The sequence below is a fragment of the Amycolatopsis echigonensis genome (assembly GCF_002846615.1).
GTDB classification, from domain to species: Bacteria; Actinomycetota; Actinomycetes; order Mycobacteriales; family Pseudonocardiaceae; genus Amycolatopsis; species Amycolatopsis echigonensis.
The window spans coordinates 6,370,478-6,383,126 of record NZ_PJMY01000003.1; the positions used below are offsets into that span (position 1 = coordinate 6,370,478).

The 12,649-nt window shown below is 71.2% G+C and carries 11 protein-coding genes; all 11 read left to right on the forward strand.

Annotated elements, in window-relative coordinates:
* Positions 1-62 precede the first annotated feature (62 nt).
* Positions 63-428: a hypothetical protein gene (locus tag ATK30_RS35200; protein WP_101439089.1), complete on the forward strand. Its 366-nt coding sequence runs from the start codon at positions 63-65 to the stop codon at positions 426-428.
* Positions 421-960 (forward strand): DUF3558 domain-containing protein, encoded by a 540-nt coding sequence (locus ATK30_RS35205; protein WP_101439090.1) that lies wholly within the window; start codon positions 421-423, stop codon positions 958-960. The genes ATK30_RS35200 and ATK30_RS35205 overlap by 8 nt, the downstream gene beginning before the upstream one ends.
* Before the next feature lie 22 nt (positions 961-982).
* Entirely contained in the window at positions 983-1,555 is a 573-nt protein-coding gene (locus ATK30_RS35210) for a PPE domain-containing protein (protein WP_101439091.1), read from the forward strand.
* Positions 1,552-2,250, forward strand: coding sequence for an ESX secretion-associated protein EspG (locus ATK30_RS35215; protein ID WP_101439092.1), 699 nt, complete (start codon positions 1,552-1,554; stop codon positions 2,248-2,250). Before ATK30_RS35210 ends, ATK30_RS35215 begins: the two co-directional genes overlap by 4 nt.
* A 516-nt stretch (positions 2,251-2,766) precedes the next feature.
* Positions 2,767-3,198, forward strand: a complete 432-nt coding sequence (gene mraZ / locus ATK30_RS35220) for a division/cell wall cluster transcriptional repressor MraZ (RefSeq protein ID WP_009080393.1) — start codon at positions 2,767-2,769, stop codon at positions 3,196-3,198.
* A gap of 191 nt (positions 3,199-3,389) precedes the next feature.
* Positions 3,390-4,346, forward strand: coding sequence for a 16S rRNA (cytosine(1402)-N(4))-methyltransferase RsmH (gene rsmH / locus ATK30_RS35225; protein ID WP_101439093.1), 957 nt, complete (start codon positions 3,390-3,392; stop codon positions 4,344-4,346).
* Positions 4,343-4,996 carry a cell division protein FtsL gene (ftsL, locus tag ATK30_RS35230; protein ID WP_101439094.1) on the forward strand — a complete coding sequence of 218 codons (654 nt, stop codon included), beginning with the start codon at positions 4,343-4,345 and terminating at the stop codon, positions 4,994-4,996. Before rsmH ends, ftsL begins: the two co-directional genes overlap by 4 nt.
* Complete coding sequence (locus ATK30_RS35235; protein ID WP_101439095.1) at positions 4,996-6,921, forward strand: peptidoglycan D,D-transpeptidase FtsI family protein; 1,926 nt, start codon at positions 4,996-4,998, stop codon at positions 6,919-6,921. Before ftsL ends, ATK30_RS35235 begins: the two co-directional genes overlap by 1 nt.
* Before the next feature lie 1,582 nt (positions 6,922-8,503).
* Entirely contained in the window at positions 8,504-10,063 is a 1,560-nt protein-coding gene (locus ATK30_RS35245; protein WP_101441228.1) for a UDP-N-acetylmuramoyl-L-alanyl-D-glutamate--2,6-diaminopimelate ligase, read from the forward strand.
* Positions 10,060-11,568, forward strand: coding sequence for a UDP-N-acetylmuramoyl-tripeptide--D-alanyl-D-alanine ligase (locus tag ATK30_RS35250; RefSeq protein WP_101439096.1), 1,509 nt, complete (start codon positions 10,060-10,062; stop codon positions 11,566-11,568). The genes ATK30_RS35245 and ATK30_RS35250 overlap by 4 nt, the downstream gene beginning before the upstream one ends.
* Positions 11,565-12,647 carry a phospho-N-acetylmuramoyl-pentapeptide-transferase gene (gene mraY / locus ATK30_RS35255; RefSeq protein ID WP_101439097.1) on the forward strand — a complete coding sequence of 361 codons (1,083 nt, stop codon included), beginning with the start codon at positions 11,565-11,567 and terminating at the stop codon, positions 12,645-12,647. Before ATK30_RS35250 ends, mraY begins: the two co-directional genes overlap by 4 nt.
* Positions 12,648-12,649 lie beyond the last annotated feature (2 nt).

A 12,649-nucleotide genomic window follows, 5' to 3' on the forward strand; every position in this document is an offset into this window, starting at 1 on the left:
CGTATGCTCCGAAACGAAGTCGCCCGACCACGGTTCGACGTCGGAAGAGGTGCATCCCGCGCATGAGCGAGGCCGAGGCGGAACGGAAAGCCGGGGTCCCGGGACTGTCCGGCGGCCGGTTCGCGGTCACGCCCGAACTGGCGTCCGCGACGTACGCGAAGCTCGGCGAGCTGCAGGACGCCGTCGGCGAGATGGTGCGGGAGGCCGCGGTGCTCGGCCGGTCGGTGCCGCTCGGCGGCGGGTACGCCGGCGAGGTCGGCGCGTTCATGGCGAAGTACGGCCTCGGCCGCGACGGGTCGGCGGTCGACCAGCTCACCGCGTTCGGGAAGGAAATCGCCGGGCTGAAGACGCGCATCGGCGGGGCGCTGGAGAAATACCGCGACCAGGACGCGCAAGCCGCCGAGGGCGTGGACTGCACCGGTGGCTGACCGTTCCGCGGCGCGCGCCGCGCTCCTTTCCCTTGCCGGACTCGCAGTGCTCGTCGCGCCGGTGTCGTGCGGCCGGATGCCCGGCATCTCGCACGCCGCGCCCGCGGACGGAGGCCCGCCGGCTCCGACGTCCTCCGCTCCTTCGCTGGCCAAGCTCGACCCGTGCACGCTCCTCTCGCCGCAGGACCGGTCCTCGGCCGGGCTCACTGTGCCGGGCAAGCCGAAGACGATCGGCGAAGCACGCGCCTGCGACTGGACGGTGCCCTCGGCCTTCGGCGTCACCGTCACCCTCGACGAAACCAACGGCCTGGCCAACCTCGACCTCTCCGACGGCAAGCGCACCAAAAAAGACGTCGGCTCGCACCAGGCGGTGCAGGTGTCCGGCCGCCGCGGCACCTGCGCCGTGCTGCTCGACGTCGGCGGCGGGCAGAGCGTCCAGATCGACGTGAACAACGCGAACTTCGCCGACTCCGCGCTCGCCTGCTCGCGGGCGGGCGACGTGGCCGGACTGGTCGAGCCGAAGCTGCCGTGAACCCCGTGCGAGGAGGAAAGTCGTGACCGACACCCCGGCCGTTCCCGAGCCGACGGCCCGGTACGAAGCGTTCAGCCACGCGGCGCTGGCCGCGCAGGCGGTCGACGGCAACGACCCGGCCGCGGCCGGCGAGTCGGGCACGCGGTGGGCCGGGCTGTCCCAGCGGCTCGAAGACTCGATCGGCGGGCTCGTCGCGCTGTCCGCAGGCAGCGAGGAAACCTGGCAGGGCGACGCGGGCGACGCGATGCGGGCGGTGCTCGGCAAAGCGTCCGGCTGGCTCGCCGAAACCTCGGTGGTGTCGGCGAAAGTCGGCGAGGCCGTGCAGAGACAGGCCGAGGTCGCCGCCCGGGCGCGCGCGGACATGCCCGCGCCGGTGGACTTCGACCCGGCGGCGATGATCCGTTCCGCCGCCGCGAGCGGCAACATGGTGCAGCTGGCCCGGCTGTCGTCCGCGATGGACGAACGGCGCGCCGAAGCCGAGGCCGCGCGGCAGAAGGCGATCGACGTCCTGCGCACCCGCGACACGGCGTTGCGCGGGCTCCTGCCCGAAGGCGAGTTCCCCGCGGTCCCGCCGCTCGGCGCGGGGCCGGCTTGATCAGCCTGTCGGCGTCCGCGTTCGACATCGTCTGGGCCGACCTCGGCCTCGCCGCCCCGCCCGCGCCGCTCGCGGTGCGCAGCGTGGGGGAGACCGACGCCGACCGGTCCGCGATCCGCGCGGAGGTCTACCGGAACCTGGGCGAACGCGGCCTCTTCGACGGCCGCCTCGACGCCGCTCTGGAGAACAGCCTGCGTGTGCTGGCGTCGGCGGAAGGGTATGTCGAGTGCGAGGCGCTCGCCGACATGACCGCCGAAGAACCGTTCCGCGCGGTCGCCGCGCTTCAGGGACGGAACGCGGTGCTGGCCGTGCAGCCGGCGCGGACGATCGGCGTGCGCGACATCAGGGAAAGCGAATTGGCCTCGGCGATTGTGGACGTGCTGCCCGAACTGTCGGCCGGTCCCGGCTACGGCGTCCGGCTGCCCGCGACGGGGGAGGCGCCCGGCGGCGCGCAGGGGGAGGAGCTGCGGGCGATTCAGTCCCGGCCGGTGTACGCGGCGGGCCAGTTCACCGTCCACGTCCGCGACCGGGCGGGCAAACTGGCCAGAGCGGGCGGGCTGACGTGGTTCGACACGGACGCCGGGGCCTATTCGGCGGTGTGCTCGCCGGGGCGTGGCGGGCAGGAGTGGGTGACGGTGTCGCCTGTGGACAGCTCTCGGCTGGCTGAGCGGGTCATGGAGCTGGTACCCCGCTGACCCTCGCGCTCGGGACTGGACCGTGCCGGATCCCGGCTCTCCCCACCGAGCCCCACCCGGCCAGCCCCACGGCACCCCACCGGGCTTGACGCACCGGCCCCCACCAAGACCCACCGCGCGCCTCCAGGGTGTGGTGTCGGCTCCCCGCAGCGCTCTCCACCGGGCCTGACCGCGCCTCCCCACCCCGCTCCACCTGCCGCCCCACCAGCCCCCACCGGTTCCCCCACCAACCCCCACCACCGGTCCCGCACCGGGAGAAACACGGACGTTTCAGGCCGTCCGAGGTTGCGAGAAACCCCGGTGCGGGGGATCTTCGCCACGGTCCCCCCACCCGCCCCCCACCTGGACCCACCTCCGTGACCTGCGCAAACGCGCCACCCGACGGAGTGGCACGCCTGCGGGACTCGTTGACTGTGGTGAAAAGTGGGGTACGGTGGTGCTCAGTGGGGCGGAAGGGAGCCCCCGAGCCGGAACCGGGCGGGGAGCCAACCGGATCCGGTAGGGAGGTGGAGGCCGGTGTTCCTCGGCACCCACACCCCGAAGCTGGACGACAAAGGGCGGCTCACGCTGCCCGCGAAGTTCCGCGAAGCCTTGGCCGGCGGGCTGATGGTCACCAAGGGGCAGGACCACTGCCTCTTCGTCTTCCCCCGTGCCGAGTTCGAGCAGATGGCCAGGAAGGTCGCCGAAGCCCCGTTCACGAACGAGGCGGTGCGGGCCTACCAGCGCTACCTGTTCGCCGGGACCGACGAGCAACGTCCGGACGGGCAAGGGCGCGTAGCCATCGCGCCGGAGCTGCGCCGGTACGCGGGGCTCAACAAGGAGTGCGTGGTGATCGGCGCGATCACCCGGCTCGAGATCTGGGACGCCCAGGCGTGGCAGGGCTACCTGGACGAACACGAGGACAGCTACGCACAGGCTCGGGAGGAAGTACTGCCGGGCGTCTTCTAGGAGGCGCCCCGGGCGGACCTGCGTCGTCGGGGGACGCGGGTACGCCGTTCGACGCGGATGCCGTGAGGCCTCTGTCCGCTCTTTGACCCTGGCGCACCTTCCCCGGTGCCAGGTCAGCAAGCGGGCGGGCAGGGACCTGACGGCATCCGCCGCATCTTCCCCGGTACGCACGCGGCAGAAAGGGGGAAGACATGTCGGACGCAGCCGAGCACGTTCCGGTGCTGCTGGACCGCATCGTCGAGCTGTTCGCCCCCGCGCTGGCCGACCGCGACGCCGTCCTGGTCGACGCGACCGTCGGCCTCGGCGGCCACTCCGACGCGCTGCTCGCCGCGTTTCCCCGGCTCCGGCTGATCGGGCTGGACCGCGATCCCGCCGCGCTCGAGCGCTCCGCGGAGCGGCTCGCGCGGCACGGCGACCGCGTCGACCTGGTCCACACTGTCTACGACGGACTTCCCGAGGCGGTGTCCGGACTGGGTCTGTCTACAGTGGACGGAATCCTGTTCGACCTCGGGGTCTCGTCGATGCAGCTCGACCGCACCGAACGCGGTTTCGCCTATTCGCAGGACGCGCCGCTGGACATGCGGATGGACCCGACCACCGGGTTCACCGCGGCCGACGTGCTCAACACCTACGCGCCCGGCGAGCTGATCCGGATCCTGCGCGACTACGGCGAGGAACGCTTCGCGCAGCGGATCGTCCGCGCCGTGGTGGCGGAACGGGAGAAGGAGCCGTTCACCCGCAGCGGCCGGCTGGTGGAACTGCTCTACTCCGCGGTTCCGGCGGCGAGCAGGCGCACCGGAGGGCATCCGGCGAAGCGCACCTTCCAGGCGTTGCGGATCGAGGTCAACGGCGAGCTGGAAGTGCTGCGCCGGGCGCTGCCCGCGGCGCTGGGCACGCTGGCGATGGACGGCCGGATCGTCGTCGAGTCCTATCAGTCCCTCGAGGACCGGCTGGTCAAGCAGGCGCTCGCGGAACGGGCGAAATCCCGGACGCCGGAAGGCCTTCCGGTCGAGCTGCCCGGGCACGGGCCGGAACTGAAGCTTCTCACCCGGGGAGCGGAGAAGGCCGGCGAGAGCGAGATCGAGCAGAACCCGCGGGCCGCCTCGGTGCGGCTGCGCGCAGCACAACGGATCGGAGAGCCGCGATGACCGCGCCTACGAAGTCCCGCCGCTCGTCGTCGACCGCTGCGGAGCGGGCACCGCGGAACACCGTCACCGAGACGGAAGCCCCGGCGCGGCGGCGCACGACAGCAGCGGAGCGCGCATACGCCCGGCGGGCGCAGCGGGCCGACCTGCTGCGCCAGCGCGCGCCGAAAAAGCCTGTCGCGGAACCGGAAACCGTCGAGACGAAGACCGTGCGCACGCCGTTCAAGCTGCGCTGGCCGCGATCGCGGGCGTCGTTCGTGCTCGTGATGATGGGGCTGCTGGCGGTCGGGGTCGCCGCGACGCTGTGGTTCACCACGCAGGCGATCGCCGATTCGTACCGGCTCGAAAAGCTGCGCACGGACAGCGCTTCGCTCATGGAGACCAAGGACCGGCTGGAGCGCGAGGTCGCGAAGGCCCAGTCCCCGGCGTCTCTCGCGCCCGCGGCCAAGCAGCTGGGCATGGTGCCCGGCGGCGACCCGGCGCGCATCGTCGTCGGCAAGGACGGCAAGACGACCGTCGTCGGCGAACCGAAGAAGGCCCAGCCGGACGAGCAGGACGCGGCCACGCCCCCGGCGCAGCCGGCCGCTCCTTCGGAGGGCGGCATCGAAGGCGACCTGTCGGGCACGCCGGCGGGGACCGCGGGAGGGCAGTGATGGCGGCAGGCGGCAACAGCCGTTCCCGGGCGGCGGGCAGCGCGCGGCGGACCTACGCCGCGGGCACCCGCCGCGCGGTCGCGAAACGGGGCAACGGCGGACAGCGCAGCCGGTTTTCCGCGGTGCGCATCATGCTCGTCGTGCTGATGGTGGTGGCGGGCGCGAAACTGGTGCAGGTGCAGTGGTTCGAGGCCCCCACGCTCTCCGCGGCGGCCGAACGGCAGCGCACCCTCACCATCGACATCCCGGCGCAGCGCGGATCCATTGTGGACCGCAACGGGGCGAAGCTGGCGTTCAGCGTCGAAACCCGCACGCTGTCGGTGAACCTCCGCGCGCTGCACAAGTCGATGGACGAGTACGCGAAGAAGTACCCGGACAAGGGCCGCAACTTCGAAACCGAGGTCGCCGGCGCGGCGAAGCTGATCGCGCAGAAGCTCCCGCACCTGACCACCGAGGCGGAACAGCTCGCGCTGCTGCACAAACAGCAGTCCTTCACCTACCTCGTCGACAACGTCGAGCCTTCGGTGGCCGACCAGATCGTCAAGAAGTACGCGTGGATCAGCGTGGAGAAGCGCGCCAAGCGCGAGTACCCGGGCGACACGCTCGCTTCGAACATCGTCGGCCTGGCGAACTGGCGGATGGACGACCCCGACGTGTCGAAGCACAATCTGCACGGCGTGATCGGGCTGGAGAAATCGCGCGACGCGGACCTGGCGGGCACGCCCGGCCGCGAGATCGTGAACACCCAGAACGGCAACGACAACCTGTACCTGCCGGGCACCGAGCACGTGCTCACCGCCGCCGTCCCGGGCTCCGATCTCCAGCTGACCATAGATTCCGACCTGCAGTTCGAACTGCAGCGCCAGCTGAGCGACTACGTCTCGAAGGCGAACGCCAAGGGCGGCCAGGCGGTCATCATGGACGCGAAGACGGCCGAGGTGTACGCGCTGGCCGACGCCAGCACGTTCAACCCGAACGACCCGTCCACGATCCAGCCGGACCTGCTCAACAACCGGCCGGTCACCACGCCCTACGAACCCGGTTCGGTGAACAAGGTGATCACCGCGACCGCGGCGATCGACGACAAGATCGCCACGCCGACCTCGACGCTCGAGGTGCCGGGCTCGATCAAGATCGCCGACCGGACGGTGCACGACGCGTGGCCGCACGGCACGCAGACGTTCACCACGACCGGCGTGTTCGCGAAGTCCTCCAACGTCGGCACGCTGGAACTCGCCCAGCAGGTCGGCCCGGACCGCTATCTCGAACTGCTGAAGAAGTTCGGCATCGGGCAGAAGACCGGCATCGGCCTCCCCGGCGAGAGCTCCGGCTACGTGCCGCCGCGCAAGGACTGGTCCGCGTCCACGTTCGGCAACCTGCCGATCGGGCAGGGCCTTTCGATGACCGTGGTGCAGATGGCCGGGATGTACCAGGCGATCGCGAACGACGGCCTGCGCGTCGAACCGAGGATCGTGAAGGCGAAGAAGAACCCGGACGGCACCGTGACGCCGGAAGCACCGCCGAAGACCGAGCAAGTGGTGAGCCCGGAAACCGCGAAGACGGTGCGGGACATGCTGCGCTCGGTGGTGCAGAACGCCAAGAGCCCGAACGCGGGCACCGCGCCCTCGGCTGCTCTGGAGGGCTACCAGATCTCCGGCAAGACCGGTACCGGCCAGCAGATCGACCCGCGCACGAAGGCGTACAGCTCGAGCCTGGCGAACATCACCTTCGCCGGCATCCTGCCCGCCGACCACCCGCGGTTCGTCGTCGGCATCCGGCTCGACGCGCCGGACACCACGCTGCCGTCGGGATTCGGGCACTCGGCGGGTCCGCTGTTCCACTCCATCGCGTCGTACCTGAGCCAGCGGTACCAGATCCCGCTTTCGGACGGCCCGGCCCCGATCGTCCCGCTGGTCCTGCCCTGACCTGGCCGGTTGGCCCGGTGCTTCCGGGCAGCTGCTGAGCTGAGCCGATGTCCCGGACGAACCGTCCGGGACATCGGCTTGCTGCCTGGCGCTGGCGCGCCACTCGCAGCGAGAAGTTCACGGTCTCCTCTGTCCCCGTGCGGGATGATCACTCGTCTGCGCGAGAAACCTCCATTCCGGTCACTGTCCGCTGTGTCCTGGTTGCGATATATGAGGGAATGCCGAGGTATGTGCTTGTCCGCGAAATCTCATGATCGCTAGGGTGGGAATCGAGAAAATTCCCCTTGTCAGTGCTGATTGCAGGACGGGTCGCGCCTGCGAATAAATTTCGTGGCACGGATTCGATGTTTCTCCTGCGGTTCTGGTGCCGCATTGTGAATGGGTATTGGCGATGGGGTGAAATCTATTTCTTGAGAGGGTGCGATGAGGGTAAAGACGGGTGTGCTGGCGGCGACTGTCGCAGCGGTGGCGTTGACCACGGTTTTCGGCGGCGGAGCAGCGACGGGCGCTGAGCGGTCGCGACCGGCGGCGGGCTCGCAGGCGAAACCGTCGGGTCTGGCGGCGCTTCTCAGCACTGTCACGGTCAATGCCGACGGTGTTCGATACCGGGCCTGTCCGGAGACCTGTCCGGCACTGGGGCAGGTCAATAGAGGCCAGAAGTTCGACGTATTTCGTTCCGGTGGTCCCGACTTGACGTGGGCCAACGGGAATCTGTGGGGCGGCCCGTCGAATGTGTGGATCCGGTGGGATTTCCTGAGTTGACGCGCTGATTCTTCGGTCGAGCACCGGGGCGGTGGGCCGCGCGGTTTTCTTCGGCCCTCCGTCCCGGGATGACTCCACAACGGCGCGGATCGGCGGGCCTGCGAACTGAGCGGGCGGCCGAAGCGAGGCAGGAGCGAATGGGGCCGGGGGCGCGGCGAACGGTTCTGGGGCGGCCCCTGTGCGGCGGCTCGGTCCGCCTCGGCATTGCCGGACCCGGCAGCCGGACGTCTCGTCCGGCGTGGCCGCTTCCTTCTGGATGATCACGGCCGAGCCCATCGCGGAGGAGGTCAAAGTCCTTTTGATCTCTTGAAGTCGCGTCCCGAAGAAGGCGATGGCGGCCGCGCTTTGAGTCCACACGCGACTGAACCTCGAAAGCCTCGCTCTGGCAGCGTGTTCGCGGCGGGTGCGACAACCAGCACAGGTCGTGGCTTTCCGTGTGCCGGTGTCCTCGTCCAGCTCGCCACGCCGCTGCGGTGTCTTCGCTGCCTGCCGGGCATTCCGCTGGTCCGCTGTTCCACTCGGCCGCGTCGCACCTGTCGCAGCGGTACCGGATTCCGCGGTCCGGCGGCCCGTCGCCGGTGGCCGTAAAGGGACTGAGCCAGGGCAGGACCGGGGTCCGGCCGGTTCTTCGTCCACACGGGCCGGTGCGCCGCCGGGGAAAGGGTTGCGCCGCAACGATCTTGACCGCGCCGCCTACCATATCCGCGGCGGTCGCGCGCGTTCGCCGTACCGCGTTGGGTCACCCGGATCCGGCCTCGGTAACCTCTCCCGCGTGTCCGTGTCCTCGTCCCAGCCCCGAAGCGGGCCCGCTGCCGCGTCGCTGCCGGACAGCCCGGCCAAGGCGGCCGCCGCGCCGCCCCGCCCGGCCCGGATCGACCCGGTCCCGCTGGCCACTCTGCTCGCCCGTGCGGGAGCCCGGCTCATCGCCGACCGCCCCGAGGCCGCCGACCTCACCGTCACCGGCACCACGCTGCGTGCGCAGCACGTGCTTCCGGGTGACCTGTTCGCCGGCCTCCCCGGAGCCCGCGCGCACGGAGCCGACTTCAGCGAGCAGGCGCTCGCCGCCGGCGCCGCGGCCGTCCTGACCGACCCGAGCGGAGCCGACCGGCCCGCGCTGCGCGACGCGCAGGTGCCGGTCCTCGTGCACCCGGACCCGCGCGCCGCGCTCGGCGAGATCGCCGCGTGGATCTACGGAGAGCCGTCGCTGAACCTGTCCGTGCTCGGCGTCACCGGCACCTCCGGCAAGACCACCACCTCCTATCTGGTCGACTCGGGCCTGCGCGCCGCCGGGCGCACCACCGGCCTGATCGGCACGGTCGAGACCCGGATCGCCGGCGAGCGCCTCGCCAGCGGGTTCACCACGCCGGAGGCCCCGGACCTGCAGGCGCTGCTCGCGGTGATGCTGGAGCGCGGCGTCACGCACGTGCCGATGGAGGTGTCCAGCCACGCGCTGGCGCTCGGCCGGGTCAACGGCACCCGGTTCGCGGTGGGCGCGTTCACCAACCTGTCGCAGGACCACCTCGACTTCCACAAGGACATGGAGGAGTACTTCGCCGCCAAGTCCCTGCTGTTCGACGGCCGGTCGACCACCGAGGTCGTCGTGGTCGACAGCGCGTGGGGACAGGCGCTGCTCACTCCGCAGACGGTGACCGTCTCGATCGAAGCCGGGGCCGACGCCCTGTGGCGGGCCGCCGACATCGAGGCGACCCCGGCCGGGGAGCAGACCTTCACGCTGCTCGGGCCGGACGGGCTCACCCGCGCCGCGAAGATCCCGCTGCCCGGCACGTTCAACGTCGCCAACGCGGTGCTCGCCGCGGCGATCCTGGACAGCGCGGGCATCGACGCCGACGACATCGTCGCCGGGCTCGCCGCGGTGGAGGTGCCGGGCCGCATGGAGCGGGTGTACCTCGGCCAGGACTTCACCGCGGTGGTCGACTACGCGCACAAACCGGCCGCGGTGGCCCAGGGCCTCGACGCCCTGCGCGCCCGCACCGAAGGCCGCATCATCACCGTGCTCGGCTGCGGCGGCGACCGCGACACCGCGAAGCGCCCGATGATGGGCGAGGCCGCGGTCCGCCGCAGCGACGTGCTGATCGTGACCGACGACAACCCGCGTTCGGAGGATCCGGCCGCGATCCGCGCCGCGATGCTGGCCGGGGCCCGCGCCGTCGGGCCCGCGGCGGGCGGCGAGGTGCTGGAGATCGGCGACCGGCGCGAGGCGATCGCGCACGCGGTGTCGCTCGCCCGGGCGGGGGACATCGTCCTGATCGCAGGCAAGGGCCACGAGACCGGCCAGGAGGTCCAGGGTGTCGTGCACCCGTTCTCCGACCGGGACGAACTGGAGGCCGCCATCCGCAAGCGTCTCGAGGTGACCGCGTGATCGAGCTGAGCCTGGCCGAGATCGCCGACGTCGTCGGCGGCAGGCTGCACCGCACGGACGGATCCGCTGTCGTGACCGGGAGCGTCGAATTCGACACCCGCGAGCTCGGTCCCGGCGGGCTGTTCCTCGCCCTGCCCGGCCAACGCGTCGACGGGCACGATTTCGCCGCGCAAGCGGTCGAGGCCGGCGCGGTCGGCGTGCTGGCCGCGCGCGAGGTCGACGCACCGGCGATCGTCGTGCCGCCGCTGCCGCCGGGGCAGGGCAACGCCGGGTCGGTCGCGCTGACCGGCGACACCGACGGCGCCGGCGCCGCCGTGCTGGCGGCGCTCGCCAAGCTGGCCCGGCACGTCGTCGACCGGCTGGCCGCGGGCGGGCTGACCGTCATCGGCGTCACCGGCTCGTCCGGCAAGACCTCGACCAAGGACGTCATCGCGCAGCTGGTCGAGCCGATGGGCCCGACGGTCGCGCCGCCCGGGTCGTTCAACAGCGAGCTCGGCCACCCGTGGACCGCGCTGCGCGCCGACGCGTCGACCAAGTTCCTCGTGCTGGAGATGTCCGCGCGCGGGATCGGGCACATCGCCGCGGCCGCCGAGACGACGCCGCCGCGGATCGGCGCGGTGCTCAACGTCGGCAGCGCGCACGTCGGCGAGTTCGGCTCGCGCGAGGGCATCGCGAAGGCCAAGGGCGAACTGGTCGAGGCGCTGCCGGAAGACGGCCTGGCGGTGCTGAACGTCGACGATCCGCTGGTCGCCGCCATGGCGAGCCGCACGAAGGCTCGCATTGTGGGCGTGGGGGAGTCGGCCGGGGCGCAGGTCCGGGCCGCCGACATCACGGTCGACGAACAGGCCCGGCCGTCGTTCCGGCTGATCACGCCCGAGGGCGAGGCCCCGGTGACGCTGCCGTTGCACGGCGAGCACCACGTCGGCAACGCGCTGTCGGCCGCCGCCATCGCGCGCGAACTGGGCGCGAGCACCGAGGAAATCGCGCAGCGGCTTTCGTCGCTGCAGCGGCGCTCGGAGCGCCGGATGGAGGTCGTCACCCGCGCGGACGGCGTCACGATCCTCAACGACTCGTACAACGCCAACCCCGAATCGGTCCGGGCCGGGCTGAAGGCGCTGGCCTCGATGACCCGCTCCGGCCGCCGCGCCTGGGCGGTCCTCGGCGTGATGGGCGAGCTGGGCGAGGACTCGGTGACCGCGCACGACGCGATCGGGCGGCTCGTGGTCCGGCTCAACATCGAGAAGCTCGTCGTGGTCGGCCAGGACGCGTCCGCCATGCACCAGGGCGCGCTGCAGGAGGGTTCCTGGGGCGAGGAGTCGGTGCTGGTACCCGATGTCGAGGCCGCGGTCGCCGTGCTGCATGATCAGCTCCGTCCCGGGGACGTGGTGCTGGTCAAGGCGTCCAAGGCCGCCGGTCTCTGGCGGGTGGCCGAAGCGCTGCTGGCCGATCCGGAAGCCGGGACCGACTCTTCCTCCTCCGAACGCTCGAACGGTGGTCACGCGTGATCAACATCATGATCGCGGCCGCGGCGGGTCTGCTGGTCTCGATCCTGCTCACGCCCTACCTCATCCGGGTTTTCTCGCGGCAGGGCTTCGGCCAGGAGATCCGCGAGGAAGGCCCGCAGGGGCACAAGTCGAAGCGCGGCACGCCGACCATGGGCGGCGTCGCGATCATCATCGCGATGGTCGTCGGCTATTTCGTCGCGCACCTGATCACCTGGATCAGCAACTCGCGTTCGGCGGCGCCGTCGGCGTCCGGCCTTCTGGTGCTGATGCTCGCGGTCGGGCTCGGCGTGGTCGGCTTCCTCGACGACTTCATCAAGATCCGCAAGCAGCGCAACCTCGGGCTGAACAAGACCGCGAAGCTGGTCGGCCAGCTCGTGGTCACCGTCCTCTTCGCGGTGCTGTCGCTGCAGTTCGCCGACTCGCACGGGCTCACCCCGGCGTCGCAGAGCCTGTCCTACGTCCGCGACCTGGCGCTGATCACGTTCCCGTCGGTCGTGTTCGTGATCTTCTGCTACATCGTCATCTCCGGCTGGTCGAACGCGGTGAACTTCACCGACGGCCTCGACGGCCTGGCCGGCGGCGCGGCGGCGATGGTGCTCGCGACGTACGTGGTCATCTCGTTCTGGCAGGCCCGGCTTTCCTGCTCGACCCAGCCGCTCCCGGCCTGCTACGACGTGCGCGACCCGCTCGACCTCGCCGTCGTCGCGGCCGCGGCCACCGGGGCCTGCATCGGGTTCCTGTGGTGGAACGCCGCCCCGGCGAAGATCTTCATGGGCGACACCGGGTCGCTCGCCCTCGGCGGTCTCGTCGCCGGGCTGTCCATGACGACCCGCACCGAGCTGCTCGCCATCGTCATCGGCGGCCTGTTCATGGTCGAGATGATCTCGGTGGTCACGCAGATCGCGGTCTTCCGCACGACGCGGCGGCGGCTGTTCCGGATGGCGCCCTTCCACCACCACTTCGAGCTCGCCGGGTGGGCGGAAACCACGGTGATCATCCGGTTCTGGCTGCTCTCGGCGATCTGCTGCATGTTCGGGCTCGGTCTGTTCTACAGCGAGCAGCTCAACTTCGGGAGCTGACC

Excerpts from the sequence above, each read along its gene's own strand:
- ATK30_RS35235 (WP_101439095.1), top strand. The coding sequence starts at position 4,996 with ATGGCGGCAGGCGGCAACAGCCGTTCCCGGGCGGCGGGCAGCGCGCGG.
- ATK30_RS35200 (WP_101439089.1), top strand. The coding sequence starts at position 63 with ATGAGCGAGGCCGAGGCGGAACGGAAAGCCGGGGTCCCGGGACTGTCC.
- ftsL (WP_101439094.1), top strand. The coding sequence starts at position 4,343 with ATGACCGCGCCTACGAAGTCCCGCCGCTCGTCGTCGACCGCTGCGGAG.
- rsmH (WP_101439093.1), top strand. The coding sequence starts at position 3,390 with ATGTCGGACGCAGCCGAGCACGTTCCGGTGCTGCTGGACCGCATCGTC.